Genomic DNA, 24418 nt, shown 5'->3' on the forward strand with positions numbered 1-24418 from the left:
TTGCGTGATAGTCCATTGCTGGCGATGTAAACAGACCACTTTGGTCAGTGGCCGGAGTGACGCACATACGCCGAGGCAGCGCTGCGCTCGCTCATTTGGATGGGCAGGCACTGCCGGTTGTCTCTGCCGTTAATTTGCACCAGGCGAACCGGGCGACATGATCCTTGTGTGGATTGCCGCCCAGGCACAACGCCTGTTGCTGAGCTATGCCCCGAGCTACCGGCTGCCAGACCTTGCCCTAGCGAGTTTTCAGTGCATTGGCCAGGCGCAGCATGGCCGCTTCGATTTCATGAGCGGTCAAAGACGAGTAACCCAATAACCAGCCTTGTTTCTTCTCCTCGCCGGCGTACAAGTGGCTCAGGCCGGAAAGTTGCACGCCGGCGCTGGCTGCTTGGCGGATGGTTTTTTCTTCAGACCAGCCATCGTGCAGCAGGCAGGGAATTTGTAGTCCGCCGGGAGGGCGCAAGGCAGTGACGATGCCGTCCAGGTGCTTGCCGATCGCGTCGAGCATGATGGTTCGGCGCCCGGCATACAGCTTGCGCATGGCCCGGACATGGGCGTTGTAATGGCCGTCCTCCATAAAGCGCGCCAGGGTCAGTTGCAAGATTTGTGGCGTGTGGCCGTCCATCATGCTGCGCGCGTAGGTGAAGGCTTTGATCAACTCGTGAGGCAGTACCATGTAGCCCATTCGCAACCCAGGATAGAGGGTCTTGCTGAAGGTGCCGATGTAGAGCGTACGCTGGTACTTGTCCAGGCCCTGTACACAGGCGGTCGGTTGCCCGTCGTAGTGGAACTCGCTGTCGTAGTCGTCTTCGATGACCCACTTGCCCTTCTGCGCTGCCCAGTTGATCAACTCAAGACGACGTTCCAGCGGCAAGGTCGCGCCGGTGGGGTATTGATGAGACGGCGTGACATAGACGCAATTGGCGCCGCTGCGGTCGGCATACAGCAGGTCGGTGCGTATGCCCAGTTCATCGACATCGATGGGCAGAACCTTGGTCTCGGCGGTCTGAAAGGCCTTCTTGGCGCCGTAGTAGCCCGGGTTTTCCAGCAGAATCGGTTTGCCGACATCCACCAACAACTGGGCACACAGAAAAAGGGCCTGGCGCGTGCTGCTCAACACCATGATCTGGTCGGGGGAGCATTTGGCCCCGCGCTCAAGGTTCAAGTAGGTGGCAATCGCCTTGCGCAGCGGCTCGGCTCCTTGCGGGTCACCGTGCAACAGCACGTTGGCGCGATAGTCCTTCAAGACCTGGCGTTGCAGGCGCTCCCAGACATCGGTGGGAAAGCTGCGGGTTTCCGGCAGGCCGGTGGCAAATGCCTTGATCACCTGCTGATCGTTCACACCGCCACTGTCGAAGATCATCCGCCCGCGCTGGCTCAAGCCCGCCCCCGGTGCTGCCTGGCTGCTTTTGACCTCTTGCGCCTTGATGCGGCGGCGTGCCGCGCCTCGCAATTCGGTTCCCACCGTTTCGCAGACATAGCTGCCGGCCCCTTCGCGCCGCACGATAAAACCGTCCCGATGCAGCTGCACATAGGCGTTCTCCACGGTGTCACGGGCAACGCCGAGTGACTTGGCCAGCACCCGAGTCGCGGGCAGCTTCAAACCGGGGTCCAGGGCGCCGTCGAGGATCAGCTCACGCAGTGCGCGCTGAATCCGCTGGTGCAGATCCAGCAACTGAAACTCAACATCGTTGAGGCGCATTTTCAGCGTTTCCAGCTCGAACGTTTTCGCCATGCGGTCTGCCTTACTTTAATAAATTGGCCTGCAAAGGCAGTCCAGTCTATCCGTAGAATTCACTCCTCGTCATTGCCTTTGTGCCGGGCGAGCAGGCGTGTTGCCAGCGATTTTGAACAGGGCTTAGTCAGCTATGGCCAGCTCACGCTGGCGGCTGTCGAGGTGTCGAGCAACTTCATGAAGGGTTTTGTCCGCATGCATGGCTGAGACAGGGAACGCTTCAGTCGCCGCCGACGGTTCGGAAAGTGGTCTGGTTACCTATGAAAACGTGCCGAGGAAAAACACGCCATTTCAGCCTTATAAATTCCCCCTGATCCGAGGCCAAACACCTCGTTTTGCAAGGAGCAAAGCCATCATGTCTTCTTCAGTATCCCCATCGGCCCTGCGTCTAGGCGACCTTGTGCATCCGGTAATCGCCGGTCTGATTTCAGTCATCGTCAACTATGGCGGCACGTTCATCCTGGTCTTTCAGGCCGCCAAGGTCGCCGGGCTCAGCCCAGAGCTGACGGCGTCGTGGGTATGGTCGGTGTCGATTGGCGTGGGTATTACCGGGCTGTTTCTGAGTTGGGTGAGCCGTGAGCCGATCATTACTGCCTGGTCGACACCCGCCGCGGCCTTTCTGGTCGTTGCGCTGTCCACCACGCCTTACGTCGAGGCAGTGGGTGCGTACATCATTTCGGCTGTCGCCTTCGTGCTGCTGGGGTTGTCCGGTTGCTTCGAAAAAGTCATCCGCCTGATTCCCCCTGGCGTGGCTGCGGGCCTGCTGGCCGGTATCCTGCTGCAGTTCGGTATCGGCGCGTTTGCTGGCATGAGTATTGACCCGGTATTGGTCGGGGCGCTGGTTGCCGCTTACGTTGTGCTCAAGCGCTTTACCGCGCGCTACGCGGTGGTGGGCATTCTGGTGCTGGGGCTGGGGTTTCTTCTGACGCAGGGCCGTGTGGATCTTTCGGGGTTGGCGCTGCAATTCGCGGCACCGGTATTCACCCGGCCTGAGTTCTCGATCAATGCGTTGCTCAGCGTGGCGCTGCCGCTGTTTCTGATCACACTCACCGGCCAGTACATGCCGGGCATGCTGGTGCTGCGCAACGATGGCTTCAGCACCAGCGCCAACCCGATCCTGACAGTCACAGGGCTGGGCTCCGTGCTGATGGCGCCCTTCGGTTCCCATGCCTTCAACGTCGCAGCCATCACGGCGGCCATCTGCACCGGCAAGGAAGCCGCGGAGGATCCGTCCAAGCGCTGGATCGCCGGGGTCGCCGCAGGCGTGTTCTACATCCTCGTGGGGATTTTCGGGGTAACCCTCGCCGCGGTGTTCATGGCGCTCCCGGCCACCTTCATTACGACGCTGGCGGGGCTAGCCCTGCTCGGCACTATCGGCACCAGCCTGGCCAGCGCCATGGCTGAGGTCAAATCCCGCGAAGCCTCGCTGATCACTTTTCTGGCATCCGCCGCGAACATCACCTTGCTGGGGATCGGTGGGGCGTTCTGGGGCTTGCTGATCGGCCTGGCGGCCTACGCCTTGCTCAATGGCCGCTTGCCGACTCGCAAGGCGGAGATCATTCCGGCAGCCGATGCTGTTGTGAAAACCCAAGGAACCCGCCACTGATGATCACTCAACTGCAAGACATCACCACCCTGCACGAGGGTCATGGCCGTTACCCGCAAGCCACCAGCGTCGAGGACTTTTGTCGCAACCTGGCAGCCGTGCAGCAGCGTATCGCCAACGCCTGTCAGCGGGTCGGGCGTGATCCGGCGGGTGTGCGCCTGCTGCCGGTCAGCAAAACCTTTGACGAAGCTCATCTGCGTCTGGCCTACGCGGCCGGCTGCCGGTTACTGGGTGAGAACAAGGTGCAGGAAGCGCAGCAAAAATGGCAGGCCATGACCGATCTGGCCGACCTGCAATGGTCGGTCATCGGCCACCTGCAAACCAACAAGGCCAAGCAGGTGGCGCGTTTTGCCAGTGAGTTTCAGGCATTGGACAGCCTGCGCGTGGCCGAGGCCCTGGATCGTCGCCTGCACATTGAGGGGCGCCAACTGGATGTGTTCGTCCAGGTCAATACCTCCGGCGAAGTCAGTAAATACGGCCTGGCGCCCGAAGCCGTCGCGGACTTTTTGCACGCCCTGCCGGCGTTCTCGGCGTTACGGGTGCGCGGGCTGATGACGCTGGCGCTGTTTTCCGCCGACGTGGCCCGTGTCCGGCCTTGCTTTGTACGGCTGCGTGAATTGCGCGAGCGCCTGCGCCAGCACGCCCCCGCGGGCGTCGGGCTGGAGGAGTTGTCCATGGGGATGTCCGGTGATTTCGAAGTCGCCATTGAAGAGGGGGCGACCGTGGTGCGTGTCGGTCAGGCCATCTTCGGCGCACGTGCCATGCCGGATGCCTACTACTGGCCAACCGCGGATGTCCGTCCGGGAGGCGATGTTCCCCCAGCAACTTGATTCACCCATTACAGGCAGCCATGCGATGTCCAGCGGTTATCTGTTGGCCCTGCGAATGCTGATGCGGTTGATCTGTGAAGGCTCGCAAAACAACGACATTGCAGTGTGTCTCTCTCGGCACTTGCCATGAACCGGCTCACTTTCCCAACCAAGGACTCCTTCATCATGTACGACTCAACGCTGACCCTTAAAGCATTCGACGCCGAGCTGTATGAGGCGATTCATGACGAAGAACATCGTCAGGAAGACCACGTCGAACTGATCGCTTCGGAGAACTACGCCAGCCCTCTGGTGATGAAAATCCAGAGCACCGTGCTCACTAATAAGTACGCCGAAGGCTACCCAGGCAAGCGCTACTACAGCGGCTGCGAGTATGTCGACGTGGCGGAACGGCTGGCCATCGAGCGGGTCAAGACCCTGTTCAACTGCGACTACGCCAATGTGCAGCCGCATGCGGGTGCCCAGGCGAACGCCGCGGTATTCCTGGCCTTGATCAATCCCGGCGACACGGTGATGGGCATGAACCTGGCCCAAGGTGGTCACCTGACCCACGGTAACCCTTCAAACTTCTCGGGCCGTCATTACAAGATCGTTCCTTATGGCCTTGACCCCAAGACCGGCTTTCTCGACTACGACGAGATGGAACGCATCGCCCTGGAAACTCGACCGAAGATGCTGATCGGTGGTTTTTCTGCCTACTCCCGGTACAAGGACTGGGCACGCATGCGGGCCATTGCCGACAAGGTCGGGGCTATTTTCTGGGTCGACATGGCTCACGTCGCGGGACTGGTCGCCGCAGGCGAATATCCGGACCCATTGCCGCACGCACACGTGGTCACCAGTACCACTCACAAGACCTTGCGGGGCCCGCGGGGTGGCTTGATTTTGTCCAAGGGGCAAGACGAAGCGTTCTACAAGAAACTCGATTCTGCGGTATTCCCCGGTGTGCAGGGCGGCCCGCTGATGCACCAGATCGCGGCCAAGGCCGTGGCCTTCAAGGAAGCACTGGCCCCCGAGTTCAAAATCTATCAGGCGCAGGTGCTGAGCAACGCCCGGAGCATGGCCGCCGTGCTGCAACAGCGGGGTTACAAGATTGTCTCCGGTGGCACTGATAATCACATGATGCTGATCGACCTGTCCGACAGACCTTACACCGGCAAGGACGCCGATGCGGCCCTGAGCAGGGCTTACATCACCGCCAACAAAAACTCGGTGCCCAACGACCCACGCTCACCGTTCGTGACCTCTGGATTGCGCATCGGTACCCCAGCCGTCACTACCCGAGGTTTCGGTGTGCTCGAATGCCAACAACTGGCGGGCTGGTTGTGCGACGTACTGGATGCTCTGGAAAGCGGTCGCGGCGACGAGGTCACGCACCACGTGCGCGAACAGGTGGTAGGGCTCTGCCGCCGTCATCCGGTCTATCGTTAATTCTTTACCCCGAGCTATCGCCGTCGAGCTGATTTCCAGAAGACCAAGGGCTGTCCCATGATTCCCATTCAAGACTTACTCGTGTTCGTTGCCGCTGCGCTGCTCATGGTGCTCACGCCCGGACCGAACATGATCTACCTGATTTCCCGCTCGATCTGTCAGGGGCGCAAGGCCGGCATCATCTCTTTGCTGGGGGTGGTAGCGGGTTTCTTCGTGCACCTGTTTGCCGCCGCCGTAGGTTTGACGGCCGTGTTCCTCACTGTACCGATGGCTTATGAAGTGCTGAAGTGGGCCGGAGCGCTGTACCTGATGTGGCTGGCCTGGCAGGCGCTCAAGCCTGGGGCTCGCTCGCCGTTCGAGGCCCGGCAACTGCCGCCGGACTCGTCGAGGAAACTGATCCTGATGGGGTTTCTCACCAGTGCCCTGAACCCGAAAATCGCGGTGTTCTACTTGTCGGTGTTTCCGCAGTTCATCAACCCCGAGCACGGTTCAGTGTTCACCCAGAGTATCGTCCTTGGTCTGACCCAGATCAGCGTAAGCTTTTCGGTCAACCTGCTGATTGCGTTGTTCGCCTCCGGGATTGCCGCGTGGTTCGTCCACAACCCATTGTGGCTGGCGGTGCAGCGCTACGTTATGGGGTTTGTGCTGGCGGGGCTCGCGGTACGTTTAATGCTCGAACAGCGCCGTACCGCGTGATGTGCTGATCGTTACCAGGCTCCAGGTGCACACCGTGTCTCGGCTTTCAGGGTGGGCTAGAAGACTTCGCATCCCAAAGAACTCAACACAAATCGGTTAACGGGAAGCTGGCCTACGAGATTGCGTTGCTCCAAGCAGCCAAGCCCGAATCAGGCCAGCGTGCTCGACGATTTGAGCGACACCGATATCACCACGCTAAGAAGCCGAACTTGAGGCGCTGCAACCGGCAGCAGTCGAAGCCCAAGTTTGCGATCCCTCTTTTCAATACGCCAGCGGCCTTCAATGGGTAATCGGAGCGCTCGCTCAGCTCCCGGTAAAACTCCAGTACCTCCCGGGGCCGGACCACCTGGCAGCGTCGCTCATCAGCCACGCCTTTTATCGCCCCCTTCACTGAACTCCAGCTGTTGAAGCCTCAAGCATAAGTATTCCAAGTTTGTCGGCTCTTACTTGGTGTGCAGTGTGTTGACGGTTATTCGTGGTTTGCAAGTAGGTTAATGACTCTCGCCGGGCATTCAATGACGGTGCCTGCCCGTTATTTTGTAGGTGGTAAGTGCTGCGTTGTGAGTTGTAGGAATTTTCCTGTTGCTCAATCGGAGCATTCCTTTAAATCAAGTCGACGTGGTCTTGATTCAAATCAATCGGCGCTTCGGTATCGTTGCCGCTGCTGACAAACCTGGCTCGCTCTTATCGTTAAAGTTGGTCGTAGTATTAGAGGTCAGCAGTATTAATAAACTTGCAGTGAAAGCGGGTGGGTCTGTTTCTCCTAGGGTGATGGCATAACTTGTCAATCTCTTTAGGTGAAAAGAATTTTGACTATTGCCCCCTTTGAGCCATTTGAAAAAGGAAATCAGATGAAACATAAGTATCTCCTCTCCATTGCGACTTCCGGCTTGATGCTGGCAGCGTTGACGCCAACTTTTGCTAAGGCCACTGATGGTATTGTCAAGTTCAGCGGCAGCATCTCCGACGTCACTTGCGAGATTAACGGCAAGACCCCCGGCGAAAGTAACGAAATCAACCTTGAACTCGGCACTTTCGCACCGGGTGATTTCAAAAAGATTGACGATACCTCCACTCTGAAAGATTTTGAACTGAAACTTACGGGCATCAACTGCACTTCCGATAAAAAGGTCTCCATCGAGTTCGATCAACTCGGTAACGTCGATCCTGCTTCTGGCAACCTCAAGCTGATCGGCAGCAAGCCGGCAACCGGCGTACAGATCCAGGTCTATAACGCCAACGGCACCCAGCCACAGAAAATTGTCTTGGGCCAAGCCGAGGCAGCTCCGCAAGTCGCCACGATCTCGAAGGATAATACCGCGACCCTGAAATACAAGGCTGCTTATGTTGCTACGGCAATACCGGTGGGCGCAGGTTCGGGTATTTCCTACATCCGCTACACCCTGGCCTATCAGTAACAGTCGTTAGTTATTAAGGGGCTGGTCATGACGCCGACAGCGCGTTTTGTAAATTTTCTCGTTATCGGTGTCATGTTTCTGGGGCTGTTCTCTGGGGCTGCGCATGCCGGGATAGTCCTGCAAGGCACTCGGCTGGTTTATCCGGAAGATGCCCGGGAAGTTACATTGAAAATAAGTAACTCCGGTTCTTCAGCTCTTTTGGCGCAAAGTTGGATCGACGAAGGGGATGCCACTAAGTCCCCTGAGGAGATCAAGGTGCCTTTTTTCCTGGCTCCGGCCGTCAGTCGGCTGGAGTCCGGAGGTTCTGCAGTATTGCGCCTGTCTTATTCAAAAGAACCGCTGCCAAAAGATCGTGAGTCGTTGTTCTGGCTGAATGTGCTGGAAACGCCTCCACGTCAGAAAAATGATGAAAACGTACTGCAGTTTGCGTTCAGAACACGCATCAAGATTTTCTTTCGCCCTCAGAACTTGCCTGGCAATGTCGACTCCGCTGGCGAAAAGCTCAAGTGGGAGCTAGTTCGGGCTGGCGGTGCGAAGTCGTCGGTTATCAAAGTGGTTAATCCAACTCCGTACTACATCTCTTTCGGTCGCATGGAAGTTGATCTTGCAGGCCGCCGCTTCGATTTGAAGCCCGGTATGGTCGCGCCCTTTGGGCAAGAGTCTTTCCTCTGGCCGGCTACGGCCCCGACAACTCCGGCAAAGGCTTCTATTCACTATGAAGTGATTAACGATTTCGGTGGCCGTGGGGCACTGGAAAAGCCGCTGCTTTAGTTGGATTTTTCATCCGCTGTAGTTCGAATCCAGCGATTTGGCTTTTGTGGGAGTGTAAGGGACCTCGTTATGTTGAGTATTCAGTGCCGTCGGCACGAATTACCGAGGTGTCCATTTTTATTGTACGGGCGGGGCTTTGCTCCGGTTGCGCAGTCACTTTGTCTGGCGGTCGTGCTGATGGGCAGTTCAATGGCGGTGGTGGGCGAAGAGCGTACTGCGTCCGAGGCGGGAGAGGACCTTGATAATGCCTCCAGCCTGGAGGTGCTGTTCGACAGCGACATGTTGTTCCAAAGCCAGGGAAAGCCCATCGACACTTCGCGCTTTGAGCACCTGGGTTATGTCGCTCCGGGCAAGTACCTGCTTGATCTGGTCGTGAGTGGCCAGTGGCGGGCACTGCAGGAGATCGAGTTCCGCGCCAGCGATGAATCGCCAAACAGCCAGCCCTGCTTCGATCGTTCGTTGTTGCAGAAGTTGGGGATCGATCTGCAGAAGACCGATGCGGCGTTGGGCGCCGGTGTTTCCCATCCACTGATGGGCGAGGGGCTGTTCTGCGGCGACCTGGGTACCTACATCTCCAGAGCAACCACCCTGGTCAAAATCTCGGAGCAGAAGATCGAGCTGTCCGTGCCGCAGATTTTCCTGCAGCCGAACCTGTCGAAAACCTATGTCGATCCTTCGAGCTGGGACACAGGGATTACCGCGGGCGTGCTCAATTACAGCACCAGCCTGTTCAGCTCGCAGAGCGCTGGGCAACGTCAGACCAATGGCTATGCCGGGCTCAATATGGGCTTGAACCTCGGAGCTGTGCGTTTGCGCCACAGTGGCACCGCAACCTGGTCGCCGGACGCTGGCAGCAACTATCAGCGTGGCTATATCTATGCCCAGACCGATTTGCCGACCTGGCGTTCGCAATTGCTGGTGGGCGAAAGCACGACCGATTCCGATCTGTTCGATGCGGTGTCGTTTCGTGGTGTGCGCATGGCCAGTGATTCGCGCATGTTGCCCGATACCCAGCGCTTCTACGCGCCGCAGGTGCGGGGCACGGCCAACTCCAATGCCAAGGTGTCGGTGTATCAGCGTGGATACCTGATCCACGAGACGACGGTTGCCCCGGGGCCGTTCGAGATTTCCGATCTGCAAGCTGCCAGCTTTGGTGGGGACCTGGAGGTGATGGTCACCGAGGCCGATGGCCAGACCAGCCGCTTCACTGTGCCTTTTGCTACCACTGTGCAATTGCTGCGCCCGGGCACCTCCCGCTACAGCTTGACCGCAGGTGAGGTGAATGACCCGGGGCTGGGTGGCAGCAAGCAGTATGTGGCCCAGGGCACCATGCACTATGGGCTGGATAACCAGGTGACCGGTTACGCCGGTACCTCATTCACCGGCAGTTACATGTCCGCCCTGATCGGCAGTGCGTTGAATACTACCGTGGGGGCCTTTGGTGTCGACCTGACTCAGGCCCGCACCGAGATACCCCGAGACGGCAGCATGCAAGGGACCAGCCTGCGTCTTTCCTACAGTAAGAACCTGCCCCTTAGCGGTACTCAATTTTCCTTGTTGGCGTATCGCTACTCCACTCGCGGCTACCTGGGGTTGCATGACGCCGTTGCCCTGCAGGATTACGTCGAGCGTGGTGACAGCGCCGAGTCGTTCGCGCGGGTGCGTGACCGCCTGGATGTGAACATCAACCAGCAATTGAGCGGTACAGGCGGCCAGGTCTATGTCACCGGCTCCAGCCTCAAATACTGGAACCGCAAGGGCCAGACCCTGAACTTTTCCCTGGGCTACGGCAATCAGTGGCGGGGTAACAGTTACTCGTTCACGGCCCAGCGCATGCGGGCCTCCAGCTCCGGAAGACAGTCCGGCCCGGGCTCGGACAACACCTATTTCAGCTTCAGTCTGTCGGTGCCCCTGGGACGTGATGGACAACGTGGAACAACGATCAACTCCTATGCCAGCCATGACCGCAAGTCCGGTGCGCACTACACCAGCGGCATTTCCGGATCACTGGACGAGCGTGGAGATGCCACGTATGCCGTGTCGGCCTCCCATGATCAACGCCAGCGAGAAACTTCGGGCAACGCCAGCCTGAACTATTACCTGCCTGAGGTTTCCCTGAGCTCGAGCTTTTCCCAGGGCCGTGATTATCGCCAAGAGTCCCTGGGGGCTTCGGGAGGCATGATTCTCCATTCGGGGGGGCTGACGCTCTCACAGACCATGAGTGAAACCATGGGCCTGGTGTATGCCCCAAATGCCCAGGGCGCCAATGTCGGGTCCGGCAGAGCTCAGGTGGATCGGCAGGGATACGCCGTGGTAGGCAGTCTGAGCCCCTATCAATTGAACACTGTGGATATCGATCCGAGCGGTATCCCCGACGACGTCGAGTTGCAGCTCAGTTCACGTAATGTCGCACCCGTGGCGGGCTCGGTGGTGATGCTGGCTTATCCGACCCGCCGGGCCAGGGCTTTCCTGGTCGATAGCCAGCAGCCCAATGGCCAGCAATTGCCGTTTGCCGCGATCGCGACCGATGCGCAGAGCGGTGTCGAGCTGGGTGCCGTGGGGCAAGGCAGTCGCCTGGTGCTGCGGTCCGAGCAGGAGCAGGGAACGATCCGGGTGGAGTGGGGCGGTGAGCCCGATGAGCAGTGCCTGATCGACTACCTGTTGCCGCCCCGTGACCAGGCCTCCGCTACCGGTTATGTCCTGCTCCAGCAACCTTGCCGGGCCGTGCCCGCTGACGATGCCCGGGCCATCAAGTCAGGAGCGCAATCGTGATGCGCTTCGCTGCGGTGCCTCGCCAACCCTGTCAAGGGCAGCGCTGGTTGGTTGCCGGGTTGTTGGCGGCATTCAGTGCCTGGGCCCAGGCGGACCTGTCGATTGTCGGTACGCGGTTTATCTATCCCGCCGGCAAGCCGGCCATCAGCATCCGGGTCGGCAATATCGGCCAGGCACCGATTCTGTTGCAGGCCTGGTTGGACAAGGGCGATGCGCAAGCCGATCCCAGTGCGCTGGTGGTGCCGTTCGTGCTGTCGCCGCCGATATCTCGACTCGAGCCCCGGCAGAACGCAGCGCTGCTCCTGCGCTACAGCGGCGAGCCGCTGCCCGGCGATCGCGAGTCGGTGTTCTGGATCAACTTTCTTGAAGTACCGCCCCTGGCGGCCGCGAAGGACAACCTGTTGCGGCTGGCATCGCGGATGCGCATGAAGCTGCTGTACCGGCCTCAGGGCTTGTCCGGCAAGGCTGACGAAGCGGTCCACCAACTGCGCTGGCGCCTTGCGGCGGCGGGGCAGGGTGGCGCTGCGCTGCTGGCCGGCAACCCGACCCCGTACTACGTGTCCTTTGCCGGGCTGGCACTGGGCGGCGGTACCCGTTCGATCACCTTGCAGGGGATCACCGTGGAGCCCTTCGGCTCGGCGCGGATCGCCCTGCCCGACATGCAGGGAATTACCCCGGATCAGGCGGTGGTTCATTACCAAGTGGCAACTGACAGCGGGGAGACGCTGAGTGGAAGTGCGCGGATACAAGACTGAAGTTGCCTTGGAGAAATCATTCAATGGCCAGGTTTCCAGGTGCCCTGACGGGACTCGGCAACACTTGTCCAGAAGCTGTTTGAGTTTGCTTCTGATGCTGCCGGGACTGGCGACTGCTGCGGTAAATGTGCCCAACGTGGGGCAGGCTGCGGTGTATGTGCCCAACGCCGGGCAGGCGATGCGTGACATTGAGGCCACGCAACCGGCCTTGCCGGAGCCGCCGGCGCCGGAACTGGACCTGCCGGCGAAGCCGCCGAGCGCCCCTGCCCAGGCTCCGGATACCTCCGGCATCCGCCTGCAGGTCAACGATTTCGTGATCGTCGGCAATCAGGTGTTCAGCAACGAGACGCTGCAGGCTGAGCTGGCGGACCTCAAGGGTCAGGAACTGGATCTGAACCAGCTGCGCGCGGCTGCCGAGCGTCTGACCACCTATTACCAGAACCAGGGCTACATGCTGGCCCGGGCCTTCCTGCCGGCCCAGGACATCGAGGACGGCGTGGTACGTATCGAGGTCATGGAAGGCCGTTACGGCCGTATTCAAGTGAACAACCAGTCCCGGGCCCTGAATTCAGTGATCACCGGCCCGCTGTCGTTGTTGCAAAGCGATGCCGCGGTGCGCAGTGACGATCTTGAGCGCAGCCTGCTGCTGTTGAGCGACCTTCCCGGGGTCCGGGTCAAGGGCACCCTGAGTGCCGGTGAGCAGCGCGGCACCACCGACCTGCTGGTCAATGCACAGCCCGGACCCTGGGCCAGCGGCACCCTGGAAGCCGACAACTTCGGCGGCTACTACACCGGCGAATATCGCCTGGGGGGCAGCCTCAACCTCAACAACCCCTTGCGCCTGGGCGACCAGCTCAACTTGCGGGTGCTGGGCAGTGATGAGGACCAGCGCTACTACCGCGCCGCCTACAAACTCCCGGTAGGCCCCTGGTCGACCAGCCTGGGCGTGGCCTATTCGCGGATGAACTACGAGTTGAGCCGCGACTTCGAGGTGCTGGAGGCCCACGGCGAGGCCAGCATCGGCAGTGTCTTCATCACCCAACCGCTGATCCGCAGCCGCACCTTCGATCTCAGCGCCCAGCTGCAGTACGAGGACAAGCGCCTGCGGGACGACATCGACCTGTTCGAAGTCAGCAGCCAGAAGCATGTGGAACTCTGGAGCCTGAGCCTCAACGGCAACTCCCAGGACAGCCTGCTCGGCGGCGGGCAGAACTTCTTCTACCTCACCTACGGCAGTGGCCGGTTGAGCATCGACGACCCGATGGACCAGTGGCGCGACCACTTCACGGCCGGCACCAACGGTGGCTTTCAGAAGCTCAACCTGAATGCCGCGCGCCTGCAGTACCTGAGCCCGCGCTTCCAGCTCTACAGCCAGTTCAACGGCCAATGGTCCTCGACCAACCTGGACAGCTCGGAAAAATTCGGCATCGGCGGGCCCTTCGATGTGCGCGCCTATCCCCAGGGTACCGGCAGCGGCGACCAGGGCTGGCAGGCCAGCCTGGAGCTGCGCTTCCTCCCGGCCCCGCGCTGGCAGCTCAAGGCGTTTATCGATCACGGCGCGGTGCAGGTCAACAAGCGCCCCTGGATCCACGATGAGAACCGCCGCCAGCTTTCGGGCGCCGGTGTGGGTGCCAGTTGGAGCGGTCCTTCGCAACAGATCAGCGTGACCAGTGCCTGGGCCCTGGACAACAACCAGGAAGGCAGCGGCCCCGAGCGCACGCCGCGAATCTGGGCCAGCGCGACACAGTATTTCTGAAGGCGCGCGTGCGCTTCGGATGTAGTGCCGCCCTGCATAGGGTGCAGGGCGTTAATCAGCAAAATAAGGAGTCAACGTGAATAAGGTTTATGCATTGGTATGGAACCAGGCCCAGGGCTGCTGGAGTGTGGCCGACGAAGGGGCGCGGCGCCGTCGGCGTTCCGGAACCCGCAAAGGCCTGGTGGTGATGGTGGCCGGGTTGCTGGGCATAGGCGCTTTACCTATGGCCTTCGCGCTGCCGACTGGAGAAAACATAACCTTCGGACAGGCAGACATCCTGACGTTCGAGAATGGCAAACAGATGTCGATCAACCAGCACTCGGACAAGCTGATCACCGAGTGGAACGACTTCAGCGTGAACCGCGGCCAGACGGTGACCTTCAGCCAGCCGACCAAGACCTCGGTCGCCCTGAACCGGGTGATCGGCGTCAACGGCAGTAATATCCAGGGGCAGATCAACGCCAACGGCCGGGTGTTCCTGATCAACCCCAATGGCGTGGTATTCGGCAACAACGCTCAGGTCAACGTCGGTGGCCTGGTGGTCTCGACCAAGAACATCAGCGATGACAACTTCAAGGCCGGCAACTACAAGTTTGCCGGGACCTCACAAGCTGAAATCGTCAACAACGGCGTGATTACTACCACCGATGGTGGCAGTGTGGCCCTGCTCGGCAAGAGCGTGCGCAACGAAGGCGACATCAAGGCGCAAAAGGGCCGTGTGGCCCTGGGTGGCGGCGACGCGTTCACCGTCAGCTTCGACAGCAACAACCTGCTGGACCTGAAAGTCGATGCCGCGGCGATCAATGCGCTGGTCAGCAACGGCGGCCTGCTCAAGGCCGATGGCGGGCAGGTGTTGATGACCGCACGCAGTGCCGGCTCGATGCTGCAGACCGTGGTCAACAACCAGGGCGCCATCGAAGCCAATACCCTGTCGCGCAAGGCCGGCAAGATCACCCTGGACGGCGGTGATGTCGGCGTGGTCAACGTCGGTGGCTCGATGAGCGCCAACGCACTGACTTCGATCGGTGATGGCGGTGTCGTGGAGACCAAGGGCGCCGACACCAAGGTGCAACTGGCCGCCCGGGTCAACACCTTGGCCACCAATGGCAAGGCCGGTACCTGGAAGATCAGTTCCACCGATATCAATGTCAGCCCAACCTCCACCCCCGGCAGCAACAACGTGTATGCCGATACCCTGTCGTTTAACCTGGCTTCCACCAACGTCGAGTTGAGCAGCAAGTCCGGCGACGTTTCGATCGACGGTGACATCAACTGGAGCAGCGGCAATCACTTGAACGTCGCTTCGGCCCGGGACATCAACCTCAATAAAAACCTGAAGGCCAGCGGTACAGGCGCCCGTGTCGAGCTCCAGGCCGATCGGGACATCAAGCTCAATGGTGCGGTAGCGCTGACCGGTGCCAACAGCAGCCTCGGCCTGGTCTACGGCAACAGCTATGTCCTGGGCGATCGCGGCCAGGTCACCCTGTCCGGCAGCGGCGCTTCGTTCGACGTCAATGATGACCTGTACACAGTGATCCAGAACTCCGCGCAGTTGCAGGCGATCGGCACCAACCTCGGTGGCCTGTATGTGCTGGGCAATGACATCAAGGGCACCGGCATCATCAAGACCATTGGTGGCAACAGACAGTTCAACGGAATCTTCGAGGGCCTAGGCAATACCATCAGTGGTTTCACCGTCAATACCGATGGGCCTTACGGTGGTCTGTTCGGTCGATCGTCCGGCAGTATCAGCAACCTCAAGCTGGCGTCGATGAGAATCAACGGTACTACCTCCAACTCAGGCTTCGGAAAAATCGGTGGCTTGGTGGGCGAGAACACCGGCCGCATCGAAAACGTCAGTGGCACCAACCTGGTCGTGAACGCCAACAGCAATCAGACCAACACCGTCGGTGGCCTGGTCGGCGTCAACGCCGGCGGCAGCATCAACCGTGGATCGGTGACCGGTACGGTGACCGGTAACAACAACACCTTGGCCATGGGCGGCCTGGTCGGCGAAAACAATGTTGGCCGCGCCGGTGTGGGGAGCATTACCAATAGCTCCACCAACGTGCAGGTGTTGGGCACCGTACAGCTCAGTGAGGTGGGTGGCATGGGCGGCCTGGTGGGGATCAACAAGGGCGGGGAAATCAAGGGCTCTTCGAGTGCCGGTACGATCGGAACGGGTTTCCGTCCACCCGTTAACCCACCCGTTCGCCCACCTTACATCGACCCGAACCTGGGTGGTTTGGTGGGCTACAACCAAGGCGGCCTGATTGAGAACGCCAGTTCCTCGGTCAATGTCTGGGGTTATGCCGCCAGCCGCATCGGTGGTCTGGTGGGGACCAACAAAAGTGGCACCATCATCGACTCCAGCGCCAGTGGTGCAGTTACGGGTGCAGCGTCCTTGGCCGCAGGTGGCTTGGTGGGCTTCAACCAGAACAGCGAGCTGAAGAACGTCAAGGCCACTGGTACGGTCACTGACTCCACCGGCACCAACATTGGCGGTCTGGTGGGCAAGAGCGAGGACAGCCAGATCCACACCGCGGAAGCGACCGGCAATGTGACAGGTGGTGCCAACAGCAATGTCGGTGGCCTCATCGGACACAACTTTGGCGGCAACACCGAATATGTCGTGGCTCGTGGCAATGCCAGCGGCGGCAACATCAGCAACGTCGGCGGGTTGGTGGGTTACAACGACGGTGACCTGAGTTCGGCCGAAGCCAGTGGTAACGTCCGCGGCGGCGTCACCAGCTTCGTCGGCGGCCTGGTGGGTACCAATGGCGACCTTGTCGATCACCGCATCAATAGCGCATCGGCCAAAGGCGACGTAGTGGGCGGTGATCGGAGTGCGGTTGGCGGCCTGGTCGGTCAGAACAAGTCGTTCATCACCAACTCCCTGGCCGATGGCCAGGTGAGCGGCGGCGTCTCTGCCCTCCTGGGCGGACTGGTCGGCTTGAACACGGGCGATCTGCGTAACTCTTCGGCCTCCGGCAAGATCAACTTCGTTGCGCGCAACGCCCAGACCTACGGTGGCCTGGTCGGGGTCAACTACGGCGACATGCGCTACAACAGGGCGGAGGAGCTGGCGGCGCAAGTGCCAGCGGTCGGCCTGAACGAGGGCGATATCCGCAACTGATGACCGGTACCCACTGATCTGAGGAAGGGCAGTTCCCCGGTGCACCTGGCTGATGCCTGGCGTATCGGGTGCTGACTGATGACGGGTACCTGCTTGTCTCGTTCCTTGATGATCTTTCTTAAGGGTGGCCGGAAGCAGCCGGCCATTGTTGGACAACCCATCTCGTTTGTGCAGGGCATGGCCGTTCACATAGGCGGTGCTCCAACAGTGCAGACAGGGAGAAAGACAGATGATTCGCCAATGGCTGAGGCTTGTAACCGAGCGTAGACCGCTGTCCCTGTGGGTTCATGGCGTCGTGCTTGCAGCGATGCTTTGCGGCTGGGTCGGCACGGAAGCGCGCGCAGCCTCGGTGAACGGTTATGCCAGGGGCTGCGACGTCACCAGCAACGCCGTTACGCAATGGGTGCTGGTCAACCCGTTGAACACCAATACCGCGGTGGGAACCGTGTTATGGCAGCGTACGCTGACCTTGCATACCAGTTTCAACCTGGCTGTCTCCGGCAGACCTCGGGAGCTGGTGACTGCGGGGCATTGGACCCTCGGTACGCCGCAGTACGATGGCGCCGCGCCTACCGATGTCGCCGGCATTGGCCTGCGACTGGATGTTGCTCCTCGAGGGAGCAAGAAAATACGGGTGACCCAGGGCACCTACCCGATTGCCTTGGAAAAAAATGACGACCTGGTCTTTGAGAGCGGTTTACCCAAGCAGACCATGGTCACCCAGGTTGTTCAATCACTGATCCTGACCGTGCAACCGGATCAGTTGCCCACGGGCACCCTCAAAGTGACTCAGGTAACAGGCTCTTCCTACCTGCAGTTGTATGCGTACGACCTGGAAAAAAACGAGTCGACCCTGGGGGCCCAATTGAGCCAGCTCAGCACACCGCTGACCGGCAGTTGCCGCACGAGCCTGGTCATGGGCGGCATGGACTTCAACATGAACATCGAGCTGCCCAAGACCTGCGTGGTGGAAGCCTACAAAGATATCGGAGTGCGCTTGGGGCGCTTCGCCCTGTCGGACTTTCCCCAGGTTAACGCTACCTCGCCTGCGGTTCCCTTCAGTATCGGGTTGAGCCGTTGTTCGATGCAGGCCAAGCCTCGCATCAGCTTTATCGACAAGTCAGGGGGCTCGTCGGTCAGGGGCGTACTGGGCCTGATCAACTCCCAGACCCGGGGGTTCGGCATTGTCATGACCAATGGGCTGACTTCGGAGCGCATCGAGTACAGCGGCCAGAGCTACGAGATGCAGCGCATCGGCGATGGCGCAAGCATTCCCCTGCGAGCCAGCTACATCCGCATTGGCAATGACCGGGAAGTCCAGGCCGGGGGGGCTGCCAACGGGGCCGCAGAGTTCACTTTTACCTTCCCATGATCGCGACCGGTCATTGAGCCGGTTCGTCCGTGGGCGAGTTCTACCCAACACCGTCGTTCAGTTTTGAAGGCCTAGCGAGCGCTTCAGCGGCAGTGCCGTGCTGCAAAGGTTTGCAGTACGTAGACAAATCGATATGGAGTTTGCATGAACAAGATCTATGCGTTGGTATGGAACCAGGCCCAGGGCTGCTGGAACGTCACTCACGAAGGCGCCCGGCGTCGGCGTACCGGTTCCGGCAAGGGCCTGGTGGTGGCTGTTGCCAGTCTCCTGGCATTGACCGGGTTGCCCTCGGCGTTTGCCTTGCCCACCGGCGGGGAGGTGGTGTCCGGCACTGCCGACATCCTTACCCAGGGCTCGAACATGTCGATCAATCAGCATACGGACAAGCTGACCACGAATTGGAATGACTTCAGTGTTCAGTCCAATCAATCGGTGACCTTCAACCAGCCTTCCAGCACCTCGATTGCCCTGAACCGGGTTGTCGGTGTCAACGGTAGTAACATCCAAGGGCAGATTAACGCCAATGGCCGGGTGTTCCTGATCAACCCCAACGGGGTGGTGTTTGGCCAAGGCTCACAGGTGAATGTCGGCGGCCTGGTGGCTACGACCCGCGACATCAGCGATGCCGATTTCAAGGCCGGCAACTACAAGTTCACCGGCGACTCGGCGGCCGAGGTCGTCAACCAGGGTTCCATCACTGCCGCTGACGGCGGTGGCGTTGCGCTGCTCGGGGCCAAGGTGACCAACCAAGGCACGATCACGGCGCAGAATGGGCGTGTTGCACTGGCCGCAGGCAATGGCTTCACCGTCAGCTTCGACGACAACCAACTGCTGGACCTGCACGTCGACAGCGCAGCGCTCAACGCGCTGGTGCACAACACCAAAACCGGCCTGCTCAAGGCCGATGGCGGGCAGGTGCTGATGACCGCCAAGAGCGCGGGCTCGATGCTGCAGACGGTGGTCAACAACCAGGGCACTATCGAAGCCAACACCCTGTCGCAAAAAGCCGGGCGCATTACCCTGGATGGCGGCGACGTGGGCGTGGTCAGTGTCGATGGCTCGCTGCACGCCAGTGCGCTGGACGGCAAGGGCGATGGTGGGGTGGTCGAGACCCGGGGCGCCACCACCCGGGCGCAGCTGACGACCAAGGTCGACACCCAGTCCAGGAATGGCCGCACGGGCACCTGGAAGATCGCCAGCAACGAAGTCAAGGTTGGCTCCTTCTTCAACGCCAACAGCAACACTGCCCATGCCGACACCGTGTCGCGCAACCTGGCCACGACCAATATCGAACTGGCCAGTGGCAAGGGCGATGTAGCGGTGGAAAACGGGCTGCGCTGGTCCAGCGGTAACCAGTTGACCCTCTCTTCGGCCAAAGACATCCGCCTGGATGACCGCCTGTCTGCCACTGGCGCCAATGCCCGGGTCGAACTCAACGCCCAGGGTGGCATCAAGCTCAACCGTCAACTGACGCTGAGCGGCAGCAACAGCAGCCTCGGGCTGAACCACGGTAGTGGGTTTGTCATGGGCCAGAATAGCGGCGTCACGCTGTCCGGCAACGGGGCCCGTTTCGACGCCAACGGCCAAGCCTACCGCGTCATTCAAGACACCACGCAGTTGCAGGCGATCGATCAGGACCTGGCAGGTCGCTACGTCCTGGGCAACTCCATCAACAGCAGTAACCGCCTGACCTCGATCGGTGAGCAGCAGGCCTTCAGTGGCATCTTCGATGGCCTGGGCAACACCCTCAGCGGTTTGACGATCAACAGCAACGGCACCGATGGCGGACTGTTCGCCAGCTCGTCCGGCAGCATCGGCAACCTCAAGCTGGCCTCGTTGACCATCAACGGTGCCATGCCCACCTCCGGTTCCAGTGCTGTCGGTGGCTTGGTCGGACGCAACAGCGGGAGCATTGCCAACGTCAGCGCCAGCAATCTGCGGGTAAATGCCAAGAGCCGACAGGACAACGTGATCGGCGGGCTGGTGGGCAGCAACGTCGGTGGCTCCATCGACGCCTCGTCGATAAGCGGTGTGGTACTGGGCAATAGCTACACCTCGGCGGCCGGTGGCCTGGTGGGCGAGAACCGTCAGGTGGACGGTAGTGGCGGTACAGTGACCAACAGCAGCGCCGATGTCCGGCTCACCGCCAGCATCGCCAGCAATGCCGAGGGCGGAGTGGGTGGGTTGGTGGGCATCAACCATCAAGGACTGATTGCCGATTCCTCCAGTTCGGGAGCGGTTTCCAGTGGCAACAGCTACAGCTACAAGGGCACCAACCTGGGCGGCCTGGTGGGTTACAACCAAGGCGGTCGTATCGAGCGCTCCCAGTCTTCGGCAACGGTATCCGGCACTGGCGCGAGCAACGCCGGAGGCCTGGTCGGTCGCAACGAATCGGGCCGGATCAGTGATTCGGTAGCCAGTGGCAGGTTGCAGGGCAACAGCTTTGCCACGGCTGGTGGCCTGGTGGGGCTGAACCACGACAGCGTGCTGCGCAACGTCAACGCCAGCGGCGCGGTGAATGCGGGGAACAGCCTGCACATCGGTGGCCTGGTGGGGCAGAACCTTGACAGTGACATCGGCCTTGCCGAAGCGTCCGGCCTGGTTCAGGGCGGTAGCAACAGCACTGTAGGTGGGCTTGTTGGTTCCAACGCTGGTGGGCTCATTGCCAACTCCCTGGCCTTGGGCAATGTCACTGGCAAGGATCAAAGCCATGTCGGTGGGCTCATCGGCTACAACGCCGGGGACCTGAAGTCAGTCGAGGCCCATGGTGATGTCAGTGGCGGTGCCAAGAGCGCGGTCGGCGGTCTGGTGGGTACTCATGGCGTTGCCAAGGGTGACAGCCTCATCGACACCGCTTCGGCCAAGGGCAATGTCTCCGGGGGCAGTTACAGCATGGCCGGCGGCCTGGTGGGGCAGAACAATGCGCGGATCGTCAACACGCTCGCCAGTGGCGAGGTTTCGGGCAGCCGTGATGCCCGTCTGGGTGGCCTGGCGGGGGTGGACCTGGGTGACATTCGTCAATCCGCAGCCTTCGGCAATATCAACGTGATTGCTCCCAACTACGCAAGCACGGGCTACGACCGCCCATTGAATCAGGCAGCCAACCTCAACCAGGGCGAGCAGCGTAACTGGTGATCTGCACCTCTTGATCCAAGGAGATGGTCACTCCCTCGGTATGCCGTGCGCAAACACGGCATACCGAGGCTTGCCTGATCCAGGGCTGCTATTGGCCCTGTTCTCTTTTCTGTCCTTTCTGACGGCTGGCGGCAGTCAGCCGTTGCTGCATAGCACTTTTTTCCGAGTGATCCGCTGTGACGGGCGCAATACATGGCCCGAGGCTGCGTGAGTGCTTGGCCGTGTTTCTGCCGGAGCCGTTGTGCCCCAGCAGGTGTTGTGTCGCCTTGCAAAGGTTTGCAGGGTTTTGATCAGTCGATAAGGAATCTTTATGAACAAGATTTATGCGTTGGTATGGAACCAGGCCCAGGGCTGCTGGAATGTGACTCACGAAGGCGCTCGCCGCCGTCGTCGTTCGGGCTCCGGAAAGGGTTTGATTGTGGCGGCAGCCAGTGTCCTTGCCTTGGCGTGCATGCCATCGGCGTTCGCCTTGCCGACAGGGGGCGCGGTGGTGTCCGGGAGTGCGGATATTTCGACTCAGGGCAATCACATGTCCATCAACCAGAACACCGACAAGCTGGTCACCAACTGGAAGGATTTCAATGTCCAGACCGGTCAATCGGTGACCTTTAATCAGCCCACCAATACTTCGATTGCCTTGAACCGGGTGGTTGGTGTCAATGGCAGTATGATCCTGGGGACGATCAACGCCAACGGTCAGGTGTTCCTGGTCAACCCCAACGGGGTGGTGTTCGGCAATAACGCTCAAGTGAATGTTGGCGGCCTGGTGGTCTCGACACAGGGCATCGGCAATGAGCAGTTCAATGCCGGTAACTATCAGTTCTCCGGCACCTCCAAGGCCAGAATCGTCAACCTCGGCAAGATCACCGCCGCTGACGGTGGCAGTGTTGCACTGTTGGCCGCAGACGTTCTCAACAACGGCACCATCACGGCGCAAAACGGCCGTGTGGCATTGGGTGCGGGTGAAGCGTTCACGGTCAGCTTTGACGGTGACAACCTGCTGGACCTGCAAGTTGATTCCGCCGCGCTCAATGCGCTGGTGGCCAACGGAGGCCTGCTCAAGGCCGATGGCGGTCAAGTACTGATGACCGCCAAGAGTGCCGGCGCGATGACGCAGATAGTGGTCAACAACACCGGCACTATCGAAGCCAATACCTTGTCGCAAAAGGCCGGTCGCATCACCCTGGACGGCGGTGATGTGGGCAGGGTCAACGTCGACGGTGCATTGCTGGCCAATGCCCCGGACGAGGGTAACGGTGGTGTGATCGAAACCCGCGGCGGGATGACTTGGGTGCAAAAAAATGCTCGTGTCTCCACCCAGGCAAAAAATGGTCAGACGGGAACCTGGAAGATCGAAGCTGAGCAGGTCGCGGTTGGCGGGTCCATGGCCGACTACTTTGGGATCAATCATGGCGATACCCTGTCGCGGAATCTGGCGACCACCAATATCGAGTTGGCCAGCAGCAAGGGCGATGTCGTGGTGGACGGACCGATCAACTGGAGCAGCGGCAATCAGTTGACCCTCTCTGCGGCCAAGGACATTCAGCTCAATGGCAACCTGGCAGCCAATGGGGCCAAGGCCCGGGTCGAGCTCAATGCCAAGGAGCGCATTGGGCTCAACGGTAAAGTGCAACTCACCGGGAGCGACAGCAGCCTGGGCCTGAACCACGGTGCTGACCTCACCTTGGGTAAAAACAGCCAGGTGACCCTGTCCGGCAGTGGTGCCGGGTTCGACGCCAACGGGGCCAAGTACGAGGTCATTCAGAACGCTGCGCAGTTGCAGGCAATCGATAAGCGCCTGGATGGCCGCTACGTCCTGGGCACTGCCCTCAACGGCTTCGGCAACCTCACGTCGATTGGTGGTGCCGACACGTTCACCGGTGTCTTCAACGGCCTGGGCAACACTATCAGTGGTTTTACCGTCAACAGTAATGGCGCTCATGGCGGTCTGTTCGGTAGTTCCTCGGGCAGCATCAGCAACCTCAAGCTCGCCTCGCTCACCGTCAAGGGACCAGCCAATACCCAGGGTGGTGGCGCAGTCGGCGGTCTGGTTGGAAGCAACAGCGGGAGTATCAGCAACGTCCAAGCCAGCAATCTCCAGGTACGTGCCCTTGATGATCAGGACAACCAGATCGGCGGACTGGTGGGGATCAACCACGGCGGTTCCATCGATGGTTCTTCGGTGAGCGGTTCAGTGGCTGGCAATACCTCAACTTCGGCAGCCGGTGGCCTGGCGGGCCTGAACACCGGCTCCGTGAGCAATAGCCACGCCAATGTTCGGGTCGGGGGCTCCTTGGGCGGTCAGGCACCGGTAGGCATGGGCGGCTTGGTGGGGATCAACCAGGGCGGCTCGATCGCTGACTCTTCGAGCTCGGGAGTGATTGGGTTGGATAATAATGCTTACGCTGCCTCCCGGAACCTGGGTGGCCTGGTGGGCTACAACCAGAATGGCAGCATCCTGCGCTCCAGCGCCTCGGGCACCGTAATTGGGTATTTCAGCAACAACGCAGGGGGATTGGTCGGTTTCAACAACTCTGGTCGGATCACTGACTCGTCAGCCAAGGCAATGGTGGTTGGTTTAGGGATGGACACCGCCGGTGGTCTGGTGGGGCTCAACCAGAACGGTGTACTGAGCAACGTCAAGGCCACGGGCGTGGTGCACACACAATTTGTCGCGAACGTCGGCAGCCTGGTCGGTAAGAACGTGCTGGATAAGTGATGAGGAGCCCCCGCTGATACCGGGGATGTGAACATTCCAGGAACGTCAGTCCAACACCCTGGCGTTCCTGGGGCCCGCCACCTCAAGGCGGCTATCAGTCAACAGGCCCTACGCTGCGGGCAAGGTCAAGCCGTCAAGGAAAAACGCCGCTTTCTCTGCACGAGAAAGCGGCGTTTTTTATCGGTAGTTCGCCCGATCATGCATGGAATTGGCGGCCAGCAACTGTCTGCTACATGACTACCTGTGAGCCGGTGTCGCTGATCGACAGCTGCTCGAAAGCGCT

General features: G+C 60.3%; 14 protein-coding genes and 2 pseudogenes. 13 read left to right on the forward strand and 3 right to left on the reverse strand.

Annotation, left to right across the window (positions count from 1 at the left end; translation table 11 throughout):
* Positions 1-238: 238 nt before the first annotated feature.
* The gene (locus tag GV818_RS18980; RefSeq protein WP_161757627.1) at positions 239-1738 is read right to left on the reverse strand and encodes a PLP-dependent aminotransferase family protein; all 1500 of its coding nucleotides are present in this window, start codon (positions 1736-1738) and stop codon (positions 239-241) included.
* Positions 1739-2093: 355 nt separating this feature from the next.
* Here GV818_RS18980 and GV818_RS18985 point away from each other — a divergent pair, with 355 nt between their 5' ends.
* The 4 genes from GV818_RS18985 to GV818_RS19000 all read left to right on the forward strand — a co-directional run bounded on the left by GV818_RS18985 (position 2094) and on the right by GV818_RS19000 (position 6301).
* The gene (locus GV818_RS18985) at positions 2094-3344 is read left to right on the forward strand and encodes a benzoate/H(+) symporter BenE family transporter (RefSeq protein WP_161757626.1); all 1251 of its coding nucleotides are present in this window, start codon (positions 2094-2096) and stop codon (positions 3342-3344) included.
* A complete protein-coding gene (locus GV818_RS18990; protein WP_161757625.1) occupies positions 3344-4174 on the forward strand; it encodes a YggS family pyridoxal phosphate-dependent enzyme in 831 nt (276 codons plus the stop codon). The genes GV818_RS18985 and GV818_RS18990 overlap by 1 nt, the downstream gene beginning before the upstream one ends.
* 165 nt (positions 4175-4339) lie before the next feature.
* Entirely contained in the window at positions 4340-5605 is a 1266-nt protein-coding gene (gene glyA / locus GV818_RS18995; protein ID WP_161757624.1) for a serine hydroxymethyltransferase, read from the forward strand.
* Positions 5606-5662: 57 nt separating this feature from the next.
* On the forward strand, positions 5663-6301 hold the full coding sequence (locus tag GV818_RS19000) for a LysE family translocator (protein ID WP_161757623.1): 639 nt from the start codon (positions 5663-5665) through the stop codon (positions 6299-6301).
* Between the two features lie 253 nt (positions 6302-6554).
* Here GV818_RS19000 and GV818_RS35315 read toward each other — a convergent pair.
* Together GV818_RS35315 and GV818_RS19005 are read right to left on the reverse strand one after the other, a co-directional pair.
* Positions 6555-6656: pseudogene (locus tag GV818_RS35315) on the reverse strand (DUF932 domain-containing protein); the annotation flags it as partial.
* Positions 6657-6930: 274 nt separating this feature from the next.
* Positions 6931-7161: a hypothetical protein gene (locus GV818_RS19005; protein WP_161777211.1), complete on the reverse strand. Its 231-nt coding sequence runs from the start codon at positions 7159-7161 to the stop codon at positions 6931-6933.
* On the opposite strand from GV818_RS19005, the gene GV818_RS19010 reads away from it, so the two are divergent.
* From GV818_RS19010 to GV818_RS19050, 9 genes and pseudogenes are all read left to right on the forward strand, one after another.
* Positions 7153-7719 carry a fimbrial protein gene (locus GV818_RS19010; protein ID WP_161777212.1) on the forward strand — a complete coding sequence of 189 codons (567 nt, stop codon included), beginning with the start codon at positions 7153-7155 and terminating at the stop codon, positions 7717-7719. The two genes, GV818_RS19005 and GV818_RS19010, sit on opposite strands and share 9 nt — an antisense overlap.
* A gap of 27 nt (positions 7720-7746) precedes the next feature.
* Positions 7747-8490: a fimbrial biogenesis chaperone gene (locus GV818_RS19015; RefSeq protein WP_161777213.1), complete on the forward strand. Its 744-nt coding sequence runs from the start codon at positions 7747-7749 to the stop codon at positions 8488-8490.
* Between the two features lie 177 nt (positions 8491-8667).
* A complete protein-coding gene (locus GV818_RS19020) occupies positions 8668-11262 on the forward strand; it encodes a fimbria/pilus outer membrane usher protein (protein ID WP_161757619.1) in 2595 nt (864 codons plus the stop codon).
* Positions 11262-12017: a fimbria/pilus periplasmic chaperone gene (locus GV818_RS19025; RefSeq protein WP_161757739.1), complete on the forward strand. Its 756-nt coding sequence runs from the start codon at positions 11262-11264 to the stop codon at positions 12015-12017. Before GV818_RS19020 ends, GV818_RS19025 begins: the two co-directional genes overlap by 1 nt.
* The gene (locus tag GV818_RS19030) at positions 11992-13773 is read left to right on the forward strand and encodes a ShlB/FhaC/HecB family hemolysin secretion/activation protein (RefSeq protein WP_161757618.1); all 1782 of its coding nucleotides are present in this window, start codon (positions 11992-11994) and stop codon (positions 13771-13773) included. Before GV818_RS19025 ends, GV818_RS19030 begins: the two co-directional genes overlap by 26 nt.
* 76 nt (positions 13774-13849) lie before the next feature.
* Complete coding sequence (locus GV818_RS19035) at positions 13850-16909, forward strand: GLUG motif-containing protein (RefSeq protein ID WP_161757617.1); 3060 nt, start codon at positions 13850-13852, stop codon at positions 16907-16909.
* Between the two features lie 229 nt (positions 16910-17138).
* Positions 17139-18281, forward strand: coding sequence for a fimbrial protein (locus tag GV818_RS19040; protein ID WP_178124991.1), 1143 nt, complete (start codon positions 17139-17141; stop codon positions 18279-18281).
* Positions 18282-18425: 144 nt separating this feature from the next.
* Positions 18426-21416 (forward strand): GLUG motif-containing protein, encoded by a 2991-nt coding sequence (locus GV818_RS19045; RefSeq protein ID WP_161777214.1) that lies wholly within the window; start codon positions 18426-18428, stop codon positions 21414-21416.
* Between the two features lie 310 nt (positions 21417-21726).
* Positions 21727-24123 (forward strand): annotated as a pseudogene (locus GV818_RS19050) (filamentous hemagglutinin N-terminal domain-containing protein); the annotation flags it as partial.
* Positions 24124-24418 lie beyond the last annotated feature (295 nt).

The sequence above is a fragment of the Pseudomonas sp. Fl4BN1 genome (assembly GCF_009908285.1).
Lineage (GTDB): Bacteria > Pseudomonadota > Gammaproteobacteria > Pseudomonadales > Pseudomonadaceae > Aquipseudomonas.

Bases quoted from the DNA above. Each gene is read 5' to 3' on its own strand.
- GV818_RS18980 (WP_161757627.1), bottom strand. From the start codon at position 1,738: ATGGCGAAAACGTTCGAGCTGGAAACGCTGAAAATGCGCCTCAACGAT.
- GV818_RS19015 (WP_161777213.1), top strand. From the start codon at position 7,747: ATGACGCCGACAGCGCGTTTTGTAAATTTTCTCGTTATCGGTGTCATG.
- GV818_RS19000 (WP_161757623.1), top strand. From the start codon at position 5,663: ATGATTCCCATTCAAGACTTACTCGTGTTCGTTGCCGCTGCGCTGCTC.
- GV818_RS19020 (WP_161757619.1), top strand. From the start codon at position 8,668: ATGGGCAGTTCAATGGCGGTGGTGGGCGAAGAGCGTACTGCGTCCGAG.
- glyA (WP_161757624.1), top strand. From the start codon at position 4,340: ATGTACGACTCAACGCTGACCCTTAAAGCATTCGACGCCGAGCTGTAT.
- GV818_RS19010 (WP_161777212.1), top strand. From the start codon at position 7,153: ATGAAACATAAGTATCTCCTCTCCATTGCGACTTCCGGCTTGATGCTG.
- GV818_RS19045 (WP_161777214.1), top strand. From the start codon at position 18,426: ATGAACAAGATCTATGCGTTGGTATGGAACCAGGCCCAGGGCTGCTGG.
- GV818_RS19005 (WP_161777211.1), bottom strand. From the start codon at position 7,161: ATGTTTCATCTGATTTCCTTTTTCAAATGGCTCAAAGGGGGCAATAGT.
- GV818_RS18985 (WP_161757626.1), top strand. From the start codon at position 2,094: ATGTCTTCTTCAGTATCCCCATCGGCCCTGCGTCTAGGCGACCTTGTG.
- GV818_RS19040 (WP_178124991.1), top strand. From the start codon at position 17,139: ATGATTCGCCAATGGCTGAGGCTTGTAACCGAGCGTAGACCGCTGTCC.
- GV818_RS18990 (WP_161757625.1), top strand. From the start codon at position 3,344: ATGATCACTCAACTGCAAGACATCACCACCCTGCACGAGGGTCATGGC.
- GV818_RS19025 (WP_161757739.1), top strand. From the start codon at position 11,262: ATGCGCTTCGCTGCGGTGCCTCGCCAACCCTGTCAAGGGCAGCGCTGG.